Raw genomic sequence first — 22,956 nt, forward strand, 5'->3', positions numbered from 1 at the left:
ATAACAACTCAAAAGATTCATAACGCCGCCAACGCGTCTAGTGCTCCTGAGAAAATAGAGTCTACTACCTTTAAGATGGGTACTGGTTCAGCGCTCGATAAGCCAGCTAATGCAGAAAATACCTTGTTAGCAGTCAAAGATTTATCGGTACAGTTCACGACCGAGGAGGGTCTGGTAACGGCAGTTAATGGCTTAAATTTTAACCTACATGAAGGTGAAACCTTAGGTATCGTTGGTGAGTCCGGTTCAGGTAAGTCGCAGACAGCATTTGCTATTATGGGGTTATTGGCAAATAACGGTTATGCCAAAGGTGCGGTACGCTTTGAGGGTAATGAGCTACTAGGATTGTCACAAAAAGCACTAAATAAGATTCGCGCCGAGCAGATCGCGATGATCTTTCAAGATCCGATGACCTCATTAAATCCTTATATGAAGATAGGCGACCAGCTCGCTGAAGTATTGATTTTACATAAAGGCATGAGTAAAAAAGATGCTTGGGCCGAATCCATACGAATGCTAGACGCGGTTAAGATTCCAGAAGCCAAGAACCGTATTGGCATGTATCCGCATGAGTTCTCAGGTGGTATGCGTCAGCGGGTCATGATTGCGATGGCATTATTATGTCGCCCTAAGTTGTTGATTGCTGATGAGCCAACCACCGCGCTCGACGTTACTGTTCAGGCGCAGATTATGGTTCTATTAAACGAGCTAAAACGTGACTTTGGCACCACCATTATTATGATTACCCATGATTTGGGAGTTGTGGCGGGTATCTGTGATCGAGTACTGGTGATGTATGCTGGGCGTACCATGGCGTATGGAGAGACTGAAGAGATTTTTTATGCCCCAAGTCATCCATATACTATTGGATTACTAAAAGCGATTCCTCGTTTAGATAACGATATGGGCAAGCTTGAAACCATTCCAGGTAGTCCACCAAATTTATTAGATTTGCCTGCAGGCTGTCCTTTTTATGAGCGCTGTTCTCATGCTATGGAAATCTGCCGTGATACACCGCCACCGCTGGAATTTCTACCGAACGAGCGTCAACGCGCTTGCCACTGGCATCCTGAAACACCCGTTGATCACTCACTAGATAGCTCAACAGATAGCGATGCCAATAATCAATCAGGGATGGAGGGCTAGCTCATGATGATACAGAATTTAGATAGCGCCAAAAGCAATAATCCAGCACCGTTATTGCAAGTAAAGGACATTCATACCACCTTTAATATCAAACAAAAAGGTACTTACTTTTGGCAGAAGCCTGTCACTCTAAAAGCAGTTAATGGGGTATCGTTTGAGCTATTTGCTGGTGAGACTTTAGGGGTGGTAGGCGAATCAGGCTGCGGCAAATCAACACTCGCTCGTACTATCATCGGATTGATACAAGCTGACTCTGGCAGTATCAAGTTTTGTGATGAAGAGATGGTGGGTGCGTCCAAAAAAACCATGAGATTAAAGCGAAAAGACATTCAAATGATCTTTCAAGATCCGCTGGCGTCACTTAACCCGCGCATGACTGTAGGGGATATTATCGCCGAGCCTCTTCGCACTTATTATCCTGAAATGAAGAAGCCTAAGGTGCAAAACGAGGTACGCGCCATCATGAAAAAGGTGGGGCTACTGTCCAATCAAATTAACCGATATCCGCATGAGTTTTCAGGAGGTCAGTGCCAGCGAATAGGCATTGCTCGAGCACTGATATTAAAGCCCAAAATTATTATCTGTGATGAGCCAGTCTCCGCCCTTGATGTCTCGATTCAGGCACAGGTCATTAATTTATTGCAAGATGTGCAAGAAGAGATGGGGTTAGCGCTTATCTTCATTGCCCATGATCTTTCTGTGATTAAGCACATTGCTGATCGAGTCTTGGTCATGTATTTAGGCAACGCCGCCGAGCTAGGTTTGAACAAAGCCGTATACGGCAATCCGACTCATCCCTATACCAAAGCACTGATGTCTGCTGTACCGCTACCTGACCCTATTGCTGAACGTAGTAAGGTCATTCAGTTATTAGAGGGTGATTTACCCAGTCCAATCAATCCGCCATCAGGTTGCGTTTTTCGTACCCGTTGTCCACTAGCTGATGAAGAGTGCGCACAGATTAAACCCGTGTTAGAAGGCACCATAAATCACCGAGTGGCTTGTTTAAAGAATAAGGTCGAGGTGGCTTAAAAGTGGTTTTTGGTTTATGAATATTGACGGTATTAAAAGCATGCGGACTTATTCAAATGCTCTTAATACAGTCTAATGTTTTTGCTCATTGGTTTTAAACGTCAGCAGTTAGTATCAATCAATCAGTTTCACCGATATCAATAGCCATTTCATTAAGTAATATTGTTAGCTGACCACGATGGTGGGCTTGGAGATTGACTTATTACGGGAGTAATTAGGAAGGTCATGAAAGCCTTTTATCCAGATCCAGTTACTTATTATAAGATGACTCAACGTCCCTAATATCCAATCAAAAAATACCCTTTTATCTTCGCATAAAATGCCTTCAGCAAGGCTGTGCATACGACCACAGATTTCTTAATTCATAGCGGCATGATGATTTACCATCAGTACACAGCAATGCTTCATCATGGCATTCTCATACTTTAACTTCTAGCTGGTTCAATAAAACTCAATACGACTGAGCAAATGCTCTTGGATGAGATAGGCGCAAATATAAGCGCTCGGCCACGCGACTATAAAGGCATATTTCCATGAGTGAAACAGCGTGATAAAGAACCCATCGACGAATCCTACATTGATCAGCAGCAATGCAGTTGAGATAATCGTGGACATTAGCAGTGCCATTAAAAAGGTGAAAATAAGCCGGTAGTACTTGCGCCGTGTGCGTATTCTAATGGTAGGGAATTTTGCCATAGTGTGGAGGTGTCCTACATGGTGATGGTGGCGTTTGATGAACGATGAACGATGTTGCGTAGCGTCATGTGTCGTCATTACTAACCATGATATCGTATGTTGTTGAGTGGATAAAATCGTTATTATCAATGGTGGCATTCGTTATATTTTAATGACTGTTGTCTCATGCATCAAAATAAAAATTCCTGAAAAATAACAAACTAAAGATGATTAATTTTGCTACGATAAAATCGATTACAACCCACGAATAAGGCAATAAAATGACCGTGCACAAGCAGCGAACATTGGGCATCATCGGTGGTATGAGTTGGGAGAGTAGCGAAAGCTATTATCGGTTGATAAATGAGGGTGTCAAGGATAAGCTGGGTGGCTTACATTCAGCAGATTTATTCATACATAGCGTGGACTTTGCGTTGATTAATAAGCACCAAGAGCAAGATGAATGGGCAGCGCTGGGTGTAATCATGGCCAGCAGTGCTCAGCGTTTGCAAGCCGCTGGCGTACAAGGGCTCATGATTGCCTCTAATACGATGCATAAATTACTCGATGATGTGCAAGCCGCGACGCATTTACCTGTTATTCATATCGCTGATGCCACTATTGCCGCCATCAAAAAACAGAATCTGTCTAAAATTGCCTTACTGGGCACTCAGTTTACGATGACGGAAGATTTTTATAGGCAGCGTTTGGTGGATGCAGGGCTTCAAGTGTTGATACCAGAGAGTGATGCGCGAGCAGAGGTACATCGAATTATCAAAAAAGAGCTATGCATTGGTCAATTTAAAGACAGCTCGCGTCAGTATTATCAGCAGGTGATTAAAGATTTAGCAGATCAAGGCGCAGAGGGCGTCATCTTAGGCTGTACAGAAATTGGACTGCTCATTAAACAAGCAGATAGCCCCATTCCCGTATTTGATACCACGGTGATTCATGCAGCGGCAGCGGTGGATTTCTTACTAGAGTAGCGCGGACTGATAAAAGTATTTAAGCCTATAACGTTTTGACCAAGCGCTCTAACAGCTCAATCGTGCGCTCTTGTCTGACCAAAGCGACGCCTTGTCCTGCCCATAAAGACTGATATTCTGGGTCAAGATTATTGGTCGCATGACCACGCAAAAATTTGGTCATCGCATTTAATTGTGGATAGGGCGGTAGCTCATGCGCGCTTTCAAAGCGAGCAAAATCACGCAAATAATTATTTAATAAACCACGAGCCTGCTTACCTGAAAACAGTCTCGTTAAGCGTGTCTCAGCACTGCGTTTATTTTCACTAGCATCAAGTAGTGCTTGTTTATAAATATCATTAATACCGCATTTATCTGTGGTCAAAAATGCCGTTCCGATTTGCGCTAGCTCAGCGCCAGCCGTTTGCACTGCTTTGATATCTTGCCCAGTCATGATGCCACCTGCTGCAATTAACGGAATATCGGTACACGCGCGCGTTTGACTAATTAGCGTCAATAATCCCAATGGATCGTTTTCACTTTGCGTAAGCCAGCCACCGCGATGCCCACCCGCTTCGACCCCTTGTACACATACCGCATCAGCACCAATATCGCTCCATGCTTTCGCTTCTAATGGATGATTTGCCGTCCCGATGACGCGCGTGCCTAGACCTTGCAGATGCTGAACTTGCTCGGCGCTGATAATGCCAAAGGTAAAGCTAGCGACGGCGACTGGATTGTCATAGAGCACTTGTACCTGATCCGCGAAGCTTAGCGCTGGGCGTTCAGGTAGCGCAAACTCGATATTGTTTTCTTCATAGTAATGACTTAGCCAAGCAGGGATTTTGGTATCAAAGGTGCTCGACTCATGCTCAGACAACACCATTAGATTGATCATAAAAGGGCGATCGGTGAGCGATTTAATGGTGTTAATATGGCTATGCAAAACCTCTGGCGGCGTCATGCCCGATCCCAATGAACCCAGTCCACCAAAGTTACTCACCGTCGCTGCAAGCTCAGGGGTGGTTGCGCCTGCCATCGGCGCTTGCACGATAGGGTAGGTCAAATTAAGGGTATTCAGTAAGGTCATGACGGGCTTCCTTTTTATTTTGTTAAAATAGTTGCAATACTTACTTTAGCAAAGCTAAGAGTGAGTTTTGGCTACGAAGTGGTAGCCAAATAAAAGAAACTGAATAAAATTTAATAGAATATTTGATCCATCTTTTCTTTCACTTTTCGGAATTCATACTCATCCAAAATTATACTAGATTTAATAAACTCAAGGATAACTGAAAAATATTTCTTATCAGTTTTAAAGAAATTCGTCACAGAAGTTTCAGTATCTCCACGAGATGTATATAAATTTAGCAAAGCCATAATAATTTGATTGAATAACGAATTTAAAGCATCTCTATAATCATCAGGTCTATCTTTGTCGAAAAATGAACCAGTGAGAGTATCGCTAGTAAGGTCAGATATCCATTCCGTGCTACTACTATCTAATTTGATATCTATTTGTTGACGATTGTATTTTATAATAAAACCTATTATAGCAATAACACATAATCGACCGTTTTTAGCTATATTGGAAGGTTTTTCACTCAAGTTTGATAGTTTTACAAAGTCATCGTAGTAGTTCGCCAGCTGCAACAAATCTACAAGTGTATCTTTATCATGGTTACGTTTAAAAATACTGTTATAAGTCCCACGGTCAGAAAAAATTTTCTTCTTATTACTTCGAGCTGTTCCCGGACGTTGTAGTAGAACACTGAGAATCAATTGTCCTAATGCATCATTTTTTATTTTTTGCCAACTTTGGATATTCTTTTTTCTTAAAATACCTTCCCCACGTTTAATTTCAAGATATATTTTAGGCTCATAAGCTTTTAAATCTTGCTGTAAGTTTCTCTGTTCAGGATAATTAGATTTTAAATCTCTATCCGAAATAGGCTTCTGTGAGTTTGATGCTTCAGCAATTTCAGAGATAAAAACATTAAAATAATCTTCTCCTCCATGATCTGGCTTGACGATCTTGCAAGATATTGGGAAGTCTAGATCTTCGTTCGAACCTTTGTAAGAACCTAATATAGTTGTAGTTTGACACCCATTAATAATTGAAAAATCTTCTAACTTGATGTTATCACCATCTAGGTGAAAGTCTTTGCAACCAATGATAATTCCATTATTCAAGAACCAGAATTTGTCTCTTTTTTTCTTAAGGGAACTATTAATTTGATCATCAATTTTCTTATTCCTAACGAAATATCTAAAATTTTGTTCAAATAGACCTTCGTCTCTATATTTATCATAAAGATTCCTAACTGAAAGAGCAGAAATATTGACCAGCAAACCATTATCACCGTTTTTGATAAATCCATGCTCTTTGTATATATCTACTTTTCCTTCCCTTACATATCTTTGTCCATTCTCAAAATTTTTTATTTGCTGTTCAACTTCGTTTTTATAAAAGATAGATACTTCAAAGTCTTCAAGCTCTTCTATTTTTTTTAGATGTAAAGATATCTCATCGCGATACTCTTCAGATTTGTTAGTATTAATGAACAATACTAGCTCTATAGAAAAATTTTCATCTTCTACTGCGTCATCGTATTTTTCACGATATATGCGTCTTAAGTTCTTATTATATGACCCTACCTTATCATTTCTGAAATCTTTTACTGTTTGAGCCATTTTAGTGAAAATATCTTTTATCTCATCTTTTGAACTAAAATCTTTGACATTTTTGGATTGAATTAAAACTAAGCTTTTGTATATATCACCTTCGTTTACGGCTATAAGATCAACTCCACCATCGTTTGCACCATCAGTATAGGAGTTTCTAAAATCAGTAACATCAAACCTACCTTCGTTATAAAAATATTTGTAGCATATAGTGCCGAATAAGAGCTCATCAGATAAATTAATGTCTATTTTATTCTTTGAAACAGATAACTCTTCTCTACTTATATCTATATATTGTTGCACAATATCACTCATAACTAATTGACCTTATGTCTATTTCAAAACTTTGCTATTAGCAATATTTTGATAAATGTTATGAACATACAATATTTGTTGACAGATAACAACGAAATTATTCATATAGAGTCTTGATTGAAATGAGTGATCACTTAAAATTATATGATAAAAAAGGTCAACTCCTAAACTATCAAAAAGATAATTCAGAAAACTGACCTATTTTTATAAACTTATAGCTTAGCTTAAATGATCAATTCAACTGCAAAGATCCCTTCGCATTCATCAGCAGCTCAACCACATCATCACCACTGATCACTTCAAAGCGCTTGTCGATGTCTGATTCTTCCACGCCGTTGTGCTTCATGCAAGCGCCGCAGACCAATACTTGACCGCCGTTCTCGATAAAGGCTTCTAACAATTCGCCCGCAGGTTCAAATGGCGCGCCAATATTGACACTGTCTAAAGCGTTGGGCAATGCCAAATGTACCGCGTCCACCATCAATATCACTGAGGCAGAATGACCTTTTTTAAGTGCGACACCTGCCATAGTAAATGCTAAGGTGATTTTGCTTGGATTTGATTCACTATTATCAAATAACGTACCGACATAATCCGTCGTGTTAGCCATATTATTCTCCTTATAAGACTGTTTTAATTAAATAGTATTTAGTTGAGCTGAGTATGATGCTCATTACTATCCTAGCATTTAATATATATATTTATATAATGTATTGTTAGGAAATAGTAGTTATAAGGTTAACTGATTGTGAATAGGTGTTTGTGACTTATGAATCACGTTAAAAAATAAATGCTAACTTTGCGGTGGCCACGGGCGATCAGCATCACTGACGATCCATTCTGCCACATAGCCACTCGGTGGCAACTGCCAATCTGCTTGCCCCAATGAGGCTAGTACACGTGCTGTTTCTATCACCTTACCTTTTTCAGTCACGCCCGTCCGCAGTAGAGCAGAGGAGCAAGGTTTGCCCTTTACCCACATCGACTGCTCGATATATATCCAACGCTCATCGAAGCCGACAATATGCGTTTTCATGGTGACCTTATCAAAAGCGCGAATACGTTTGCGATATTGGATGGTACTGCCAGCGACGACCAAACCCCAACGCTGCTTGAGCAGTTGACGTCCAAGCCCGCTACGCACCGCGAAGTCAGTACGACCCATATCAAAAAGGGTAAGTACGCGACCATTATTCATCTCTAAGAAATTATCAATATCTGTCAGACGACAGCGAAAGCTAATCTCACTCGTATCTTTAAACGTTAAGGTATTGCCTTTTTTGACTTGTAGCGCGGCGTGGGCGATGGTGCTGGCATAACGGATAAATGGATACATAGTGCAATCTCAAAAGAGTAAAAGGTAAGGTGAGTATTCTTATTTTAGGGCTTATTAGATGCTACACCGATATGATTAAAATAAGCGCTGACAGTTTCAGGTATCCAGTTGATATCAAATCTTGATTTTTTATAAAGATGAGGTGATTTGTCTTTGTCAGAGCGATAACGAATAAAACCCACATGCCCGCCATGCTCAGTGTCTAAGATAGTGACACTGTTAGACACATCATTCGGCGTGGCGGTAAAACCAAGGAAGGGGTCGTCTTTGGCACTAATGAGTAACAATGGCTTCGTCACTTTTATTAAATAAGGCAGGGCTGATGAGGCTTGATAGTAGTGATTGTTAGAGCGATAGCCATGACGCGGCGCGGTAAAGATATCGTCAAAGTCACTGATGCGATTGACCGCTTTGATCGAGTCAATCTCTTCTTTGCTGATGTCATTGGCTAAGGCTTTTTTGATAATCGGGTTGAGCAAATAAGGGGTGTAGATGCGATGACTCAAAAAGCTGTGCATACTAAGGGCAGCGGAGGACATATCAACTGGCGCAGAAATCACAGCCGCGCCTTGGCAGATTGCTTTATCACCATATTCGCCCATGTATTTCGCCAACGCGTTACCACCCAGCGACACCCCAGCCGCATAGATATTGGCGTATTGCTGACTTAGATTTTGCAGCGCGTGATGCACTTCATCCGTGTCACCCGCATTATAAAAAACTCGACCATTAGCAGGAATGCCGCCACAACTGCGGAAGTGCGCCACCACAAAATGCCAGCCTTGCGCATGTATTTGATGCGCCAAAGCACGTGCATAATGGCTGTCGCTACTGCCTTCCATACCATGGAATAGCACGATTAATGGCGTTTGTTCACGCTCGCTGTTTTCTACGGTGGCGATAGGATGCGCATCATAAAAGTCATAAGCAATATCACTTTCATCCAACGAGTCTTTTTCGACCACACGGCGATAAGTGGGCGTTTTGGGCGCAAAAAACTTAGGCAAGATGCTTTGCAGGTGCGGATTGGTCAGCCAAAAGGGCGGTTTAAAAGGTGCTGGAGAGAAGGATTGGCTCGGTTTTGACGTTGGCGAATTTGAGGTTGGCATATATGAGTCTTATTTTATGTTTATTAAAAATCGTTGTGAATAATCATAGCTTTATCATACCCATGGCAGTTATCAAAACCAATAAGATTTAGTGAATGCTCAGTGAACGCATGATTACTCATTCAATTTTTCCGACGCATCTAATACGCGCCCATCCATCGCTAGACGTTCTTTTAAATGGTTGATATCTGCCTCAGCAATCGTCACGGTCAATGTCACTTGTTTACTATAAGCGACATCATCGATACTGCCATTTAAACTTTCGACCACATAGCGGCATTGCGCTTCGGTGGCAAATTCTGCCAGTATTTGTACTTGTACCATTGGCACATAAGGCAGTAATATCATCTGGTCGACGACTGCTTGCGCTGCGCCTGCATAAGCACGGGTTAGACCGCCTGCGCCCAGTTTAATACCACCAAAATAACGCACGACGATGATAATGACGTTACCGATCGCTTTATGTTGCAACACATTTAATATCGGGCGACCTGCCGTACCATTTGGCTCGCCATCATCATCAAAACCAGCACTAGTGGTGTTATTGGGATCGCCAATGATATACGCCCAGCAGTGGTGGCGCGCATCAGCATATTGTTGACGCAGCTGTTCCACGTGAAACATTGCTTGTTCACGCGAAGTGACTGGATAAGCGTAAGCAATAAACTCGGATTTTTTAATTTCTAAGCGCGCAGTGACAGCACGTTTTAGCGTTTGATAGCTCATATTTCATCAGGTCTAGGTTGGATATGGTAAACTTGTCTAACTTTCACTGTCGTCCGTATTGGGCGCAGTGTTCATTTAATTTTTTATTATAGTACCACTTCTGACCCATGAAGATAGCGGACAAGCTCAGTGCGAGTGCTGGTGTCGTTAGCTGCTACGGTAAAGTAGGTATCATCAAACGAATGGTAGGCAATATATGCGTCTAGATAAATTTTTGAGTAAAGCCACTGAGCTATCGCGTAAAGAATCCAAAAAAATTCTGCACGCTGGTGAAGTGACGGTAAATGATCAGGTCATCAAAGACCCAGGTGTCCATGTCGATGTGGTCAATGACGATGTGATTTGGGCAGGCGAGCCACTATCGGTCGCTGCGGGCAGTCGTTATATTCTATTACATAAGCCTGAAGGCTTTGAATGTACGCTGAAAGTAAAAGAGCATCCAATTGTCACTGAGCTGATTGCGGTGCCAGAGCTTGGTAGTTTGCGCATTGCAGGGCGTCTCGATGTTGATACGACTGGCGCATTACTGATGAGTGATGATGGTAAATGGTTGCACCGTGTCACCAGCCCTAAGCATGAACATGCCAAAATTTATGAGCTGACTTTAGCAGATGCGATGGATGAAGCGGCGCAAGCCAATGCCGTCAAAGAAGTTGCTGAAGGCATTCTTTTAGAAGGCGACCACGAAGAAACAAAACCTGCTGTTCTCGAATTTATTGATGAGACGCATGCACGTTTGACGCTTGAGCAAGGTAAATATCATCAAGTAAAACGGATGATGGGTTACTTTGGTAATAGAGTGGTTGAGCTGCATCGCGCTAGTGTCGGTCACATTACTTTGGAAGGATTAGAGAAAGGCGACAGTCGCTTTTTAACACCTGAAGAAGTGGCTAAGTTCTAAGTTTTTCATCTTGAAATGAACTCGCAAGCACATCCTTACCATCAGCAGCCACTTCACGTGTGCTGCTTTTTTTGACCGTAGTATTTGACCATGGTTTTTGACTATCACTTTTACCCTGTTATGTCTCGCGTGCACACTGTGTTGCCTATCTCTTAAAGCTCAGTAGCAGTTTTGCAAAATTGAGCCGTTAAACCTTTGCAAAAGTATTCCTTGTGCTAAAGTCTGCCTATCTTTTTTTAATCTATTTTTTTACATAATATCGTTATCTTTATTAAAAGTAGCTATTGTTAAAAACCTATATTGTTAGAAGCGAGCATTATTAGAAACAGCTATTCTTAAGATTGAGTGTTGTTAAAATTAAAGGTTATTAAAAATCGTTGTTACTGAAACGCGCTGTTATTAAAAGCTGTTTTTGTTGAAACCAGATAGGACTGTCTCTGTGAAATCATCTCTATTAAAATCTGCCAGTTTAATTGGCGCCATGTTATTGGCAACCACCGCTTGTGCCCAGTCTAGTGATACTGCCGCTACTAACCAAAAAGCGAGCCAGAGTACTCAAAATACAAAAGCCGCTGGCACCGTTAGCAAGTCTGTTGACAGTCGCTTGCGCCAATTGCTCACTCAGGCAGGGATCAAAACACAAATCAGCTCTATTGTGCCGTCCAACTTACCCAATATGTATCAAGTCAATTTGGCGGGGCAGTTGCCTTTGCATATCACTGAAGATGGCAAATATGTCATTCAAGGCGAGCTACAAAAGAATCCAAGCAAGCGTGTAGTCACCAAGACACCAGCGCGTAGCACCAGTGCGCAGTCAGGCAAACCTGTCAGTGCGAGTGTTAAAGCTGATATATTGGCAAATATGGATGCGCTGAAAAATATGAGCACTAAGACGCCGTTCTTTTATACCGCAGTGCCAGGCGTGATTTGGGGTGCGACATTAGAAGGCGTGCCTTTTTTACTATCGGATGATGCACAGTATATTACTGATGGCGAGATTTCTGTTATCGAAAATGGTCAATTCATCGGACTCGATGAGCAGTTTGAGAAGCGTAAAAATCAGTCTGTGTTTGCAACTTTAGATGAAAGCCAGCTGATTAATTATCCAGCGACCGGCACTGAGAGAGCCGTTATTTATGTGGCAAATGATGTCAATTGTCCTTACTGCCGCCGCTTGCATCAGCAGCTACCGATGCTTAATGCCAAAGGTGTGACGGTCAAAACCATTGGTTATCCGATATACGAGCAGTCCCCTGAGCAAATGCGTGGCATTTGGTGCCAAGGTGACGAGGACAGCCGCCGTAAAGCTTTTGATAAAGCAATGTTGCAGGGTGAGATGACACCTGCACCAGCAAGTTGTAAAGCCGATCATGTAACGCCCAATCGTGAAAAAGCAGCAGGGCTTGCGGTGATGGCAACGCCTGCTATCTACCGTGAAGATGGCGTGCTTTATCAAGCGAGCTTTGAGAGTCCTGAGTTTTTAGAATTTTTGGGCGTACAGTAGCTCACATAGATGTTGAATAAAGTTATGAATAAAAAATGTGTTAAGAAATGATATTTCTGAATATTAATAAAAAACCGCCACATAAGTAATCTATGTGGCGGTTTTTTTATTACCTCTAACAGATGGAGATAGCAAGTCTATTGTGGCAACACGATATCAACGATTTTCCAATCAATTAAGCCGTTACGCTGCATCTCGATGGTGAGCGGATAACCTTTCACCTGACCGCTAATGGTGAAGCAATTAATACCGCAATAGCTTAATTTTGGCTTGTCACTGTCCGACCCTTGCGCTACCTGTTGCTCCAGTTCAGCGGCTTGTTTTTTCATGATTTGCTGCATTTGGCTTTTGATCACTGCATCCACATCACCGCGCTGGATGATAAGATTTTGAATCAAATTTTTGAGATCGACTTGATTGCTGGCGATTGCCCATGCAGCGGCCAGCTCTTTGGTCGCGGTGTTGGCCTGACCTTGGGTATTGATGGCTTTTTCGATATTTTGTGGCGTGATAGCACCATCCACCGCCTGCGTGATAAAACTATTAGCGGCTTGGGTTAATGCTTCGCCGCCCAACTCAGCGACCAATGGATAATTGGCCATAGTCGCCGTAAACTGACTGGTGAGTTGGTTTTGGATACTAGGTCGCACTTGCTCATAGTCGATCGCTGCTGCGATGGTCGCGCCGTCTTTGGCATCGTAGGCATTTTTAAGCTGATAAGCGCTGTAATAGGGCGAGCCTGCATAGACAGCGACTGCAATGACGATTAATAAAATAATCAGCTTCTTCATAAAAATCAAACCCTTATCGCAAAACAAAAACGTAATGATGGGCAGATTTAATACTGGTGAGTATAAATCTAAAACCCCAAAAATATAGCGATAAATATTAGCATGGCTGAGCCTTTTTAAGGTATGAAAACCTTTGTTCATTCCTTAATAAAACCTTTTTGTATGGCCAAGCGCACTATAGTGGATACTTTCCCTGCCTAAGCGCTTGATAAATCACCATAGCATCTCCATAAATAGCGCAAACTTTTAATAATTGATTTGGCTAAGCAGCATCCCGCCGTATTCGCTTTGTAAGATTCATAGCAGTATCACCTCTTTTCTCTCACTATTTATGATGTTTCATGTGAAACCTTTGAGTGCCATAGTGAGTCGTATTAAGGTGGTGGTTGACTAGAACTACTGAATCGACTGTCCGGTGGACTGTAAAGACGATAGGAGAGCCCATGAGTAAGCGCGATTTTTATGAAGTATTAGGTGTGAGCAAGACCGCTGAAAGCAAAGAAATTAAGCGAGCTTACCGCAAGCTGGCTATGAAATATCACCCTGACCGTAACTCTGATGATCCCGATGCTGAGGATAAATTCAAAGAAGCATCGATGGCTTACGAAGTACTAAGCAGCGAAGAGAAGCGCTCTGCTTACGATCGCATGGGTCATTCAGCCTTCGAAAATGGTATGGGCGGCGGCGGCTTTGGCGGTGCAGGTGGTGGCAACTTCCAAGACATTTTCGGTGATATTTTCGGCAACTTCGGCGATATCTTCGGTCAGCAGCGTGGCGGCGGCAGTGGACGTTCGCGCCGTGGCTCAGATTTGCGCTATGTGATTGAGCTGACTTTAGAAGAAGCGGTACGTGGCTGTAAAAAAGAAATCAGCTTTACTGCGCCTGCGCCTTGCGACACGTGCGATGGTAAAGGGGCAAAAAATGCCTCTGATATCGTGACTTGTCAGACCTGTCATGGACAAGGTCAAGTGCGTATGCAGCAAGGATTTTTTGCCGTGCAGCAGGCCTGCCCACATTGCGGCGGCACTGGTAAGCAAATCAAAAATCCGTGCTCTGACTGTCATGGTAATGGCGTTAAAGATAAATCACGTACGCTAGAAGTGTCTATCCCAGCTGGTGTTGATGATGGTGATCGCGTCCGCTTAGCAGGCGAAGGTGAAGCGGGCGGCGCGGGCGTCCAAAACGGCGACTTATACGTTGAAGTACGCGTAAAACCGCATAATGTCTTTACCCGTCAAGGCGCTGATCTATATATGGATGTGCCTGTGAGCATCACCGATGCAGCACTGGGTAAAGAGGTCGAAATACCAACCCTAGATGGTAAAGTGAAAATCAAGGTTGCAGAAGGCACGCAAAGTGGTAAGTTGCTACGTGTACGCGGCAAAGGCGTGACGCCAGTACGCACCACCATGAAAGGTGATTTGATTTGCCGTGTGGTTATCGAAACCCCAGTGAACTTAACTCGCGAGCAAAAAGACCTGTTGCGCCAGTTCCAAGATACGCTTGACGGTGATAGCAAGCATCAGCAGTCGCCACATAAGAAGTCATTCTTTAAAAAGATTGGCGACTTATTTGATTAACTGAGTTGTTTTAATCACCCGTTTGGTTAAATGACTAGATACAAAACCCCCAGTGTTTCACATGAAACACTGGGGGTTTTTATTGACGTTATAAAAAACCATTCAGGTGGTGATATTTGCTAAACTTAGCATCATAACATTTAAAACCTTTCTTATTAATATAGAGCTTTTAGGGTAAACATATGAGCCAACAGATAACAGCGCAAGAAAATACAAATAAACAAGCCATCAAAGTCGGGGTGATTGGTGCTGGTGGTCGTATGGGGCGTATGCTAATAGAGGCAGTACAAGACAACTCGCAAACGATATTAAATGCCGCGATAGAACGTCAAGGTTCAAGCCTTGTTGGTGCAGATGCTGGCGAAGTCGCCGCTATCGGTCGCTTAGAGGTGCAGATTGTCGATGATTTAAAAGTTGTCATTAATGACATCGATGTACTGATTGACTTTAGCTTGCCTGATGCTACTGAGCAAAATATGCAGATTTGCGCGGCAAACAATGTCGCGATGGTTATTGGTACGACAGGATTCAATGAGCAGCAAGAGCAAGTGTTGGCAAAAGCCAGCGAGAAAATTGCGATTGTCTATGCTGGTAACTATTCAACAGGTGTTAATCTGTCATTGAAATTGCTCAACATGGCAGCGAAGGCATTTGGTGAGGATGCCGATGTAGAAGTCATCGAAGCCCACCATAAGCATAAAATCGATGCGCCATCAGGCACAGCATATATGATGGCAGAAGCTGTTGCAGAAGCTCGTGGACAGAATCTAAAAGACGTCGCTGTTTATGGTCGCGAAGGACAAACGGGCGAACGCAAAGCAGGTACTATTGGTATTCATGCCATTCGCGGCGGTGAAATCATTGGCGATCATACCGTGATGTTTATTGCCGATGGTGAGGTGGTTGAAATTACCCATCGGGCCCGCGCGCGTATGACTTTTGCCGCGGGTGCTGTACGTGCCGCTACTTGGGTTATCAAACAAGAGGTTGGGCAATATAATATGCAGGATGTGTTGGGTTTGAATGATTAGATAGCGTTGAATATCTGAACAAAACTAATGGTAATAAAAAACGCGCCCATCATGAGCGCGTTTTTTATTATTCATCTCTGATGTACTCGTCTATGTGACCGTAACTAGAGAATGTTAGCCTTGTTTTTAGAGGGCAGATAGCCGACATACTTTACAACTTATCTTGCAAATTTTTCATAAATTGTTCTTTACTGCGTGTCATCTCTATTTTCAACCAGTTTTTAAATATAACCTTCCTTTCATCTTCGTAAAAAGGGTAGTAGGACAATAAATGATAAGAAGAACTGTCCGCTACGGGAGAATGTACCAATTCTAAAAATTGATGTGAGATTTCCTTTTCCACCATAAATATTGAAACAATGGCTGTTCCTAAACCAGCTAAACATCCCTCAATACACAAATAGAAATGTTCTAACACCATGTGTTCGTACGATAAAATGTCACTACTCACCAACTTAGACTTATTTATGTGTTGCCATAAATGTGGTCGAGAAGAAGTAAGTAAAAGTGTATTGGTCTGATCCGTTCTAGTGTTGCGAACAACAACTATGTATTCTTCAATAATTTTTTCATGAAATATATTCTTGTCCCATTCAAAATCATTTCTGCGCAAGGCAATATCGATAGATTTTCCTTGAAAGTCTACGATTCCACCGCCCGTCAGTAACACAATTTCAAAGCCATAGTTTAGTGAGTTAAATTCAGCCAAACGTGGTATCAACCATTTCATAGAAATGGTAGGTTCGCAGGATAGTACCAATTGTTTTTTTTCATATTGTTGATTCTTCAAATCGACAAGGCAATCGTCTAATTTTGCAAAAACTTGCTGGCAACAGGCGAAAAGTAAGCTGCCATTGGATGTAAGTATGAGCTTCTTGTTCACTCTATCAAATAAAATAAGACCTAAAGCATCTTCTAGATTTTTAATCTGTTTGCTTACTGCGCTCTGTGTCACAAATAATTTTTGAGATGCTAACGTCACGCTACCATGCTGTGCAACGTAATAAAAAAACTTTAGCGAATTTAAGGATATCTTTTCTATCATGCCAAAAACTCATCAACACTCATGTAAATAAATCAATTTTAGTTTACTAATAAATATAGGAAGATACAACTGAATTGAATAATTACATGAGGTAAGTGTGAAAAACACAGGAAATATAGCTAATAGAAGTATAGAGCTAAATAAATTTAATCATATTGATCAGTTTGTATCCATCCTAGAAGATATAGGATATGTTTTTATTGATAGTAAATTATTCCAAAAACTACAAGATTATAGGAATAACAAAGTAGTTCTAAGAGATGTACTAGTTGTTACTTTTAAAGAGATAGACAAATGACGGGATTTTTAGCCGTTATTATGATTACTATTCTTGCTGTCATCAGTCCAGGCGCTGATTTCGCTATCGTAACCAAGAATAGCTACTTATATGGGCGCTCTATTGGTGTATTAACTTCTATTGGTATAGCGTTAGGAGTATTAGTCCATGTCGCTTATACCTTGTTAGCCGTTGCCATTGTCATGGAGTTTGCGCCCAATTTTTTGACTATCATAAAATATCTTGGTGCATTTTATCTCATTTATATTGGTTATAAAACATTTAGACAAAAACCTGTAAAGGATGTGGGTTCTTCTACCTGCATCAGTTCTGCACAAGCGTTACGATATGGTTTCTTTACGAACGCCCTGAATCCTAAGACTACCTTGTTTGTTATTAGTACCTATACACAAATTGTTAGCGCTATCACCCCAAAATCTATTTTAATCGGTTACGGGCTGTTCATGTCTGTAGCTCATTTTATATGGTTTGCTCTAGTGGCTTTATTGTTCTCTCAGCGTACTCTAAGAGAAAAAATGTTAAATAAACAAGTAGCGATCAATCGAGTGATTGGTTCCATATTAGGTTTGTTAGGTGTATTTTTGCTCTTTACAAACTTAAACTAAGGAGAGTCAAAATGAATAAAGTAGCCTTTATTGATATGGAAGGTGTCTTAGTCCCAGAGATATGGAAGTTTTTAGCTAAGCGCCTATATATATCTGAGCTAAGCATAACAACAAGGGAAGTAGAGGATTATCAAAAACTGATGCTATATCGCATAGCTGTTCTAGAAAAGCATCAGATTACTCTGCCAAAAATACAAAGTATTATCGGGCCACTCAATCCAATTGAAGGAGCAAAAGAGTTTCTGCATGCATTAAAGATGAAAGGTTTTGAGATTAAGATCGTGTCAGACTGCTTTCATGAATTACTTGAAGGATTCTTGCAGCAGCTCGAAGTTCCAATGGACACCATATATTGTCATCGTTTACAGGTTGATAGTGCAGGTTATATTAATAAAGTGCTATACAGTCGCCAGCATGGTAAACATGAGATTATAGGAAAATATCCTTTATCATTGGGAAATAGTATGGCAATAGGCGATGCGTTTAATGATTTTAGTATGTTAGAAGCAGTATCTCATGGATACTTATTCTCACCTTCAAAAGAGGTCTTAGAGAAAGCTTTACCTACATTTAATATCGTAAATAGCTATCAGGAGGTTGTAGATTCTATTGGCATAAAATTTTTCGATAATAATGCCTTTTGTCAGGGACATGGTAAGTCATAGATGTTCCGTTACTGGACTCAATAAAAGGGTACTTTTACAAGAGACCTACTGTCAATGGAAAACGCGCCCGTCATGAGCGCGCTTTTTATCGATAATAATTTATTGCAGATTAGTCAACGTAGATCACTTCTAACGGTGGAAAACCATTAAACTCAATAGATGAATACGAGTTAGTATACGCACCCGTGGTCAACCAAAAGATTTTATCACCAATCTCCAGCTCCTCTGGCAATTGATAGCCCGCTTCTTCATACATGATATCGGTTGAATCACAAGTAGGACCTGCCAGTACTACAGTGCCTTTGCTGGTGGATGTTTCCATCTTAGGCGTATAAACTGGATACTTGATGGCCTCTCCCAATGTCTCGATTAAGCCTTGGAATAAGCCTACATCGGTATAGACCCAACGCGTTAAATCCGTGTGCGACTTACGCGAGATAAGCACCACATCACTGACCAATACGCCCGATCCACCAACCAATGAACGACCTGGCTCAAGGATAATCTCAGGCATGTCCTCTTCACTATAGTCGTCTGTCAAATAACGAGTGATCTCTTCAGCGTAGACTTTTATAGGGTTCACTTCACTGATATAGTTGGCTGGAAAGCCGCCACCCAAATTGATCATTTGTAGCTTAATATCTTCTTCGTTTTTCATCCAATCAAACATGTATTTGACTTTGGCTAGCGCATCATCCCAAGCGGCAACGTCTTTTTGCTGACTACCAACGTGGAATGAGATTCCATAAGGCACTAGACCCAAATCACGAGCTTGAATCAACAGCTCAATCGCCATATTGGGATGACAACCAAACTTACGAGACAATGGCCATTCAGCGGTCTCAGAGCCTTGTACTAAGATACGCACAAAGATTTTTGAACCAGGGGCGTGCTTGGCAATATTTTTTAGATCCGCTTCTGAGTCGGTCGCATACAAGTCAATACCTTTTTCAAAGGCGTATTTGACATGCTCCGCTTTCTTGATGGTATTGCCATAAGAGATACGCGATGGCTCAACGCCGCAGTCTAATACGCGATCAAGCTCATAGATGGAGGCACAATCAAAGTTCGAACCAAGATCAGCAAGCAAGTTAATCACTTCAACAGCAGGACTGGCCTTCATTGCATAATGGATTTTAGCATTGGGAAAAAACCCAACCATTTCATGATATTTGGTTTTGATACGGCTAAGGTCCACGACCAAAAATGGCGTCTCGCGACCTTCAGCAGCTTGAGTGAATTTCTGCCAGCCGGCAGGGTCAAAATATTGGTCAATTTTGATCATGGTCATGGTAGGGAACCTTTAATAAAGACAGTAGGTGTTAAAGAGTAAATGCTCGCATCACGTCATTGTCATCTCACATTAGTGTCATCACGCATCTCACAGGTGATAAAACCTTGCTTCCATGCTGATTAAATGACGTAAAAATAGCTTAGATGATGAATGGACTAAGAATGGGTGGGCTGCGGCTGTTTATCCGCCGTTTGTTCGCCTTGTTTTTCGCGTATTTTAACGATTTTACGCACTTTATCGCGAGCACGAGTTTGCTTGAGACGTGATAAATAATCGACGAATATGACCCCATTTAAATGATCCATTTCATGTTGGATACATACCGCGAGTAAGCCTTCTACTTCTTCATCGATTTTTTGACCATTCTCATCTAAGGCTTCAATACGCACTTTGTTCGGGCGCTCAACACTGTCATAGACTTCAGGTACGGACAAACAACCTTCTTCATAGGGCTGTTTCTCTTCCACCAATGGTGTCACCTTTGGGTTGATAAAAACTCTAGGGCTATTTTTATCTTCAGACAGATCCATAACGATGAGCTGAATATGGCGATCCACTTGGCTTGCCGCCAAACCGATACCTTGTGCCTCATACATCGTCTCAATCATATCAGCGATTAAGGTTTTGATTTCAGCAGTCACTTCCTTAACAGGCGTAGCAATAGTGCGCAGGCGCGGGTCTGGGTAATTTAAAATAGGGAGTAAAGCCATAACGCTCACCTCAATGATAGGGATAAAATAGGGTTGATATTATAGGATAAATGGGGACAAAAGTAATGCTTATCAATACTTTCGCACAATTATTGCTTTTTATCATTGTAAAAAATGAGGGAGATCGCTTTTATTATAGGTATAAAAAAGCCCTGCAATTCGCAAGGCTTTTTGATTTATATAAGCTAGATTAGATGTAATCTAACTTGTATAAGTAGAGCTGCTTTTTAGTAAATTGAGTTTAGTAAATCAAATCACTTCTGAGTCATTAAAGTCACTTGGGGCAGCTAAAACATCTGAGCAAAAGTGCCAAGTTATACGCCACGTTTGCTCATAATCATCTCATAGATAAATAACAGGATGATCGCACCGATTACTGAGAATATCAAACCAGTAAATCCGCCATCAGCATTGATACCGATAAGACCAGCTAAGAAGCCACCTAATAAAGCACCGACGATACCCAATACAATCGTCATTATCCAGCCCATTGGGTCGCTACCTGGCTTGATAGCTCGTGCCAATAAACCTGCAACCAGACCTACAATAATCATCCAAATAAAGCTCATATTATTCTCCTAATTTATTATCATTTATAATAGTTAACCAATTTTGATAAGCCCATTGTAAGCACTGTATAGACGTAAAGGTAAGCGCGAAATGTTACCAGTGTATGAGCTATGTGAGGAAAATCGTAGATTTGCTAATATGCAGGTAGAATAGGTAAATGAAAGGTTACAAAGGTAGTGAAGTCGAAAACGCTGTTTATATATTAAAGCATTTTTGGATATCGACGCTCCCTAATACTGATACTTTCTATAGTAATCGCAAGTAATCAGAAAAATTTGATCATAAAAAAACGTTGCTCATTTATAATAAGCAACGCTCTTATTTGACACCAGAACTAGACCGGCTAAATTATTTATTAAGTTGCTTTATTAAGTTGCTTTATTACGTAGCACAGTTAATAAGCGTTGATGAATACCTTCAAAACCGCCATTCGACATAATCACAATGGCGTCACCCGCTTTTGCATGCGTGTCGATATGCTCGATGATAGCATCGATACTAGAGAGCACCTGTTGGTTGCCCATGTTAGGATTTGCGCTATTGGCATTTTCAATGACTTCTTTTAACCCCCACTCCAGTCCTGTCGGCTCATACCATAAGGTATGATCGGCGAGAGCAGCAGATTCAGCCAAGCTGTCTTGATGAATGCCCATTTTCATGGTGTTACTACGTGGTTCAATAATCGCCCAAATGCGTCTGTCCGCCAGTTTCTTCTTGGCACCATCTAAAGTAGTAGTAATGGCTGTAGGATGATGGGCAAAATCATCAAAGACTAAGATATCATTGACATCGCCAATCAGCTCCATCCGACGCTTGATACCAGCAAATGCTGATAACGCCGCGCACGCAGTTTTTACACTGATGCCGATGTTATAAGCTGCTGCTACAGCAACCAAGGCATTATTCACATTATGCATGCCGCTCATCGACCAGTCGACGACTCCTGTGGCTTCTTCATCAGCAACATTAGCCGTAAAACTAACCGCAAATTGACCACCATCTTCGCTAATAAGTTCAGCTTGCCAATCGCTACTATCTTTTGAGTGCTCATCGATAGTATGGGTGGTATGTGGTGCTGAGCCCAGTACTGCGGTCCGCCAAACGGGTGTCCAAACCCCTTTCGCTAACGTCTCCTCTAAGCTGGTAGTCGCTGTAGGCATAATGATTTTGCCCATGCTTGGAATCATGCGCACCATATGATGGAATTGGGTCTGAATAGCCTCAAGATCCGCAAAAATATCCGCATGATCAAATTCTAGGTTATTTAAGATAGCCGTACGCGGACGGTAATGAACGAACTTTGAACGCTTATCAAAAAATGCAGAATCGTATTCATCCGCTTCGATAACGAAATAGCCAGTATTTACCGAATCGTCATTATCAATTTTATCCGCACCCAAATAACTGCTGTGAGCGAAGACGTGCTGTAAATGCTCATCAGTGGTATCAACCAGTGGCACACCGCCGATTAAAAACCCAGTGTCGATACCCGCATAGTGCAATATCCAAGCGAGCATAGTCGTCGTCGTGGTTTTACCGTGAGTACCGGCAACGGCTATCACATGACGCGATTGTAATACCTGCTCAGATAAAAACTGTGGTCCTGAGGTATAGCGTAGACCTGTGTCCAGCATATATTCGATGACATCCATACCGCGCTTCATGGCATTACCAACGACGACTAAATCTGGTGCTGGTTGTAAATGCTCTACCAGATAGCCTTGCTCAATGGTCACGCCCGCGTTTTCCAGTTGGGTGGACATCGGCGGATAAACGTTGGCATCTGAGCCCGTAACCGTATGCCCAAGCTCGCGCGCTAGCAATGCCAGCGAGCCCATAAAAGTACCACAAATACCAAGAATATGAATATGCATAGACGTTCCGTACGAGCTTAAATTAAAAGAATAAAAATGGAGCATTATCCCAAAAGTTACCGATATTAACCGTGGTGTATTCTAGGATACGCTCAACCTAAT

The 22,956-nt window shown here is 41.7% G+C and carries 22 protein-coding genes; 9 read left to right on the forward strand and 13 right to left on the reverse strand.

Annotation, left to right across the window (positions count from 1 at the left end):
• The first annotated feature begins 75 nt into the window (after positions 1-75).
• Both oppD and oppF read left to right on the forward strand, forming a co-directional pair.
• Complete coding sequence (gene oppD / locus AK822_RS00150; RefSeq protein ID WP_060492117.1) at positions 76-1,146, forward strand: oligopeptide ABC transporter ATP-binding protein OppD; 1,071 nt, start codon at positions 76-78, stop codon at positions 1,144-1,146.
• A gap of 3 nt (positions 1,147-1,149) precedes the next feature.
• Positions 1,150-2,178 (forward strand): murein tripeptide/oligopeptide ABC transporter ATP binding protein OppF, encoded by a 1,029-nt coding sequence (gene oppF, locus AK822_RS00155; protein WP_087945513.1) that lies wholly within the window; start codon positions 1,150-1,152, stop codon positions 2,176-2,178.
• 441 nt (positions 2,179-2,619) lie between these two features.
• Here oppF and AK822_RS00160 read toward each other — a convergent pair whose 3' ends face one another.
• On the reverse strand, positions 2,620-2,874 hold the full coding sequence (locus tag AK822_RS00160; protein ID WP_045442930.1) for a DUF2798 domain-containing protein: 255 nt from the start codon (positions 2,872-2,874) through the stop codon (positions 2,620-2,622).
• 260 nt (positions 2,875-3,134) lie between these two features.
• Between AK822_RS00160 and AK822_RS00165 the strand changes: the two genes are divergently transcribed.
• Positions 3,135-3,839, forward strand: a complete 705-nt coding sequence (locus AK822_RS00165) for an aspartate/glutamate racemase family protein (protein ID WP_060490136.1) — start codon at positions 3,135-3,137, stop codon at positions 3,837-3,839.
• A gap of 25 nt (positions 3,840-3,864) precedes the next feature.
• Here AK822_RS00165 and AK822_RS00170 read toward each other — a convergent pair whose 3' ends face one another.
• From AK822_RS00170 to AK822_RS00195, 6 genes are all read right to left on the reverse strand, one after another.
• A complete protein-coding gene (locus tag AK822_RS00170; RefSeq protein ID WP_060490137.1) occupies positions 3,865-4,908 on the reverse strand; it encodes an NAD(P)H-dependent flavin oxidoreductase in 1,044 nt (347 codons plus the stop codon).
• Between the two features lie 110 nt (positions 4,909-5,018).
• Positions 5,019-6,815 (reverse strand): AIPR family protein, encoded by a 1,797-nt coding sequence (locus AK822_RS00175; RefSeq protein WP_060490138.1) that lies wholly within the window; start codon positions 6,813-6,815, stop codon positions 5,019-5,021.
• A 232-nt stretch (positions 6,816-7,047) separates the two neighbouring features.
• Entirely contained in the window at positions 7,048-7,425 is a 378-nt protein-coding gene (locus AK822_RS00180; protein WP_060490139.1) for a DsrE family protein, read from the reverse strand.
• 183 nt (positions 7,426-7,608) lie between these two features.
• Complete coding sequence (locus tag AK822_RS00185) at positions 7,609-8,151, reverse strand: acyl-CoA thioesterase (RefSeq protein ID WP_060490140.1); 543 nt, start codon at positions 8,149-8,151, stop codon at positions 7,609-7,611.
• 44 nt (positions 8,152-8,195) lie between these two features.
• Positions 8,196-9,260, reverse strand: coding sequence for a YheT family hydrolase (locus AK822_RS00190; RefSeq protein ID WP_060490141.1), 1,065 nt, complete (start codon positions 9,258-9,260; stop codon positions 8,196-8,198).
• Positions 9,261-9,374: 114 nt separating this feature from the next.
• Complete coding sequence (locus AK822_RS00195) at positions 9,375-9,986, reverse strand: YigZ family protein (protein ID WP_060490142.1); 612 nt, start codon at positions 9,984-9,986, stop codon at positions 9,375-9,377.
• 196 nt (positions 9,987-10,182) lie between these two features.
• Here AK822_RS00195 and AK822_RS00200 point away from each other — a divergent pair, with 196 nt between their 5' ends.
• Both AK822_RS00200 and AK822_RS00205 read left to right on the forward strand, forming a co-directional pair.
• Positions 10,183-10,887 (forward strand): pseudouridine synthase, encoded by a 705-nt coding sequence (locus AK822_RS00200; protein WP_045442943.1) that lies wholly within the window; start codon positions 10,183-10,185, stop codon positions 10,885-10,887.
• Between the two features lie 439 nt (positions 10,888-11,326).
• A complete protein-coding gene (locus tag AK822_RS00205) occupies positions 11,327-12,391 on the forward strand; it encodes a disulfide isomerase DsbC N-terminal domain-containing protein (protein WP_060490143.1) in 1,065 nt (354 codons plus the stop codon).
• A gap of 137 nt (positions 12,392-12,528) precedes the next feature.
• On the opposite strand, the gene AK822_RS00210 is transcribed toward AK822_RS00205, so the two are convergent.
• Positions 12,529-13,323 (reverse strand): DUF2939 domain-containing protein, encoded by a 795-nt coding sequence (locus AK822_RS00210; RefSeq protein WP_228139042.1) that lies wholly within the window; start codon positions 13,321-13,323, stop codon positions 12,529-12,531.
• Positions 13,324-13,625: 302 nt separating this feature from the next.
• On the opposite strand from AK822_RS00210, the gene dnaJ reads away from it, so the two are divergent.
• Both dnaJ and dapB read left to right on the forward strand, forming a co-directional pair.
• Positions 13,626-14,762: a molecular chaperone DnaJ gene (gene dnaJ / locus AK822_RS00215; protein WP_060490144.1), complete on the forward strand. Its 1,137-nt coding sequence runs from the start codon at positions 13,626-13,628 to the stop codon at positions 14,760-14,762.
• Positions 14,763-14,944: 182 nt separating this feature from the next.
• Entirely contained in the window at positions 14,945-15,793 is an 849-nt protein-coding gene (gene dapB / locus AK822_RS00220) for a 4-hydroxy-tetrahydrodipicolinate reductase (RefSeq protein WP_060490145.1), read from the forward strand.
• 151 nt (positions 15,794-15,944) lie between these two features.
• Here the strand turns inward: dapB and AK822_RS00225 are convergent, their stop codons facing one another.
• Positions 15,945-16,838, reverse strand: a complete 894-nt coding sequence (locus AK822_RS00225) for a LysR family transcriptional regulator (RefSeq protein ID WP_060490146.1) — start codon at positions 16,836-16,838, stop codon at positions 15,945-15,947.
• Positions 16,839-17,132: 294 nt separating this feature from the next.
• Here AK822_RS00225 and AK822_RS00235 point away from each other — a divergent pair, with 294 nt between their 5' ends.
• The gene (locus tag AK822_RS00235) at positions 17,133-17,741 is read left to right on the forward strand and encodes a LysE family transporter (protein WP_060490148.1); all 609 of its coding nucleotides are present in this window, start codon (positions 17,133-17,135) and stop codon (positions 17,739-17,741) included.
• 11 nt (positions 17,742-17,752) lie between these two features.
• A complete protein-coding gene (gene thrH / locus AK822_RS00240) occupies positions 17,753-18,406 on the forward strand; it encodes a bifunctional phosphoserine phosphatase/homoserine phosphotransferase ThrH (protein ID WP_060490149.1) in 654 nt (217 codons plus the stop codon).
• Between the two features lie 109 nt (positions 18,407-18,515).
• Here the strand turns inward: thrH and AK822_RS00245 are convergent, their stop codons facing one another.
• The 4 genes from AK822_RS00245 to mpl form a co-directional block, all read right to left on the reverse strand.
• On the reverse strand, positions 18,516-19,691 hold the full coding sequence (locus AK822_RS00245; RefSeq protein ID WP_055125679.1) for a type III PLP-dependent enzyme: 1,176 nt from the start codon (positions 19,689-19,691) through the stop codon (positions 18,516-18,518).
• Positions 19,692-19,855: 164 nt separating this feature from the next.
• Positions 19,856-20,410, reverse strand: coding sequence for a peptide deformylase (gene def / locus AK822_RS00250; protein ID WP_060490150.1), 555 nt, complete (start codon positions 20,408-20,410; stop codon positions 19,856-19,858).
• Between the two features lie 314 nt (positions 20,411-20,724).
• Complete coding sequence (locus AK822_RS00255) at positions 20,725-20,979, reverse strand: GlsB/YeaQ/YmgE family stress response membrane protein (RefSeq protein ID WP_055125583.1); 255 nt, start codon at positions 20,977-20,979, stop codon at positions 20,725-20,727.
• A gap of 369 nt (positions 20,980-21,348) precedes the next feature.
• Positions 21,349-22,854 carry a UDP-N-acetylmuramate:L-alanyl-gamma-D-glutamyl-meso-diaminopimelate ligase gene (mpl, locus tag AK822_RS00260; protein ID WP_060490151.1) on the reverse strand — a complete coding sequence of 502 codons (1,506 nt, stop codon included), beginning with the start codon at positions 22,852-22,854 and terminating at the stop codon, positions 21,349-21,351.
• Positions 22,855-22,956: the final 102 nt, after the last annotated feature.

This window comes from Psychrobacter sp. P11F6 (genome assembly GCF_001435295.1).
Classification (GTDB): domain Bacteria; phylum Pseudomonadota; class Gammaproteobacteria; order Pseudomonadales; family Moraxellaceae; genus Psychrobacter.

What these genes read in the sequence shown, in the direction of transcription:
- oppD (WP_060492117.1), top strand. Translation starts at nt 76, where the DNA reads ATGGGTACTGGTTCAGCGCTCGATAAGCCAGCTAATGCAGAAAATACC.
- oppF (WP_087945513.1), top strand. Translation starts at nt 1,150, where the DNA reads ATGATGATACAGAATTTAGATAGCGCCAAAAGCAATAATCCAGCACCG.
- AK822_RS00160 (WP_045442930.1), bottom strand. Translation starts at nt 2,874, where the DNA reads ATGGCAAAATTCCCTACCATTAGAATACGCACACGGCGCAAGTACTAC.
- AK822_RS00165 (WP_060490136.1), top strand. Translation starts at nt 3,135, where the DNA reads ATGACCGTGCACAAGCAGCGAACATTGGGCATCATCGGTGGTATGAGT.
- AK822_RS00170 (WP_060490137.1), bottom strand. Translation starts at nt 4,908, where the DNA reads ATGACCTTACTGAATACCCTTAATTTGACCTACCCTATCGTGCAAGCG.
- AK822_RS00175 (WP_060490138.1), bottom strand. Translation starts at nt 6,815, where the DNA reads ATGAGTGATATTGTGCAACAATATATAGATATAAGTAGAGAAGAGTTA.
- AK822_RS00180 (WP_060490139.1), bottom strand. Translation starts at nt 7,425, where the DNA reads ATGGCTAACACGACGGATTATGTCGGTACGTTATTTGATAATAGTGAA.
- AK822_RS00185 (WP_060490140.1), bottom strand. Translation starts at nt 8,151, where the DNA reads ATGTATCCATTTATCCGTTATGCCAGCACCATCGCCCACGCCGCGCTA.
- AK822_RS00190 (WP_060490141.1), bottom strand. Translation starts at nt 9,260, where the DNA reads ATGCCAACCTCAAATTCGCCAACGTCAAAACCGAGCCAATCCTTCTCT.
- AK822_RS00195 (WP_060490142.1), bottom strand. Translation starts at nt 9,986, where the DNA reads ATGAGCTATCAAACGCTAAAACGTGCTGTCACTGCGCGCTTAGAAATT.
- AK822_RS00200 (WP_045442943.1), top strand. Translation starts at nt 10,183, where the DNA reads ATGCGTCTAGATAAATTTTTGAGTAAAGCCACTGAGCTATCGCGTAAA.
- AK822_RS00210 (WP_228139042.1), bottom strand. Translation starts at nt 13,323, where the DNA reads ATGAACAAAGGTTTTCATACCTTAAAAAGGCTCAGCCATGCTAATATT.
- dnaJ (WP_060490144.1), top strand. Translation starts at nt 13,626, where the DNA reads ATGAGTAAGCGCGATTTTTATGAAGTATTAGGTGTGAGCAAGACCGCT.
- dapB (WP_060490145.1), top strand. Translation starts at nt 14,945, where the DNA reads ATGAGCCAACAGATAACAGCGCAAGAAAATACAAATAAACAAGCCATC.
- AK822_RS00225 (WP_060490146.1), bottom strand. Translation starts at nt 16,838, where the DNA reads ATGATAGAAAAGATATCCTTAAATTCGCTAAAGTTTTTTTATTACGTT.
- AK822_RS00235 (WP_060490148.1), top strand. Translation starts at nt 17,133, where the DNA reads ATGACGGGATTTTTAGCCGTTATTATGATTACTATTCTTGCTGTCATC.
- thrH (WP_060490149.1), top strand. Translation starts at nt 17,753, where the DNA reads ATGAATAAAGTAGCCTTTATTGATATGGAAGGTGTCTTAGTCCCAGAG.
- AK822_RS00245 (WP_055125679.1), bottom strand. Translation starts at nt 19,691, where the DNA reads ATGATCAAAATTGACCAATATTTTGACCCTGCCGGCTGGCAGAAATTC.
- def (WP_060490150.1), bottom strand. Translation starts at nt 20,410, where the DNA reads ATGGCTTTACTCCCTATTTTAAATTACCCAGACCCGCGCCTGCGCACT.
- AK822_RS00255 (WP_055125583.1), bottom strand. Translation starts at nt 20,979, where the DNA reads ATGAGCTTTATTTGGATGATTATTGTAGGTCTGGTTGCAGGTTTATTG.
- mpl (WP_060490151.1), bottom strand. Translation starts at nt 22,854, where the DNA reads ATGCATATTCATATTCTTGGTATTTGTGGTACTTTTATGGGCTCGCTG.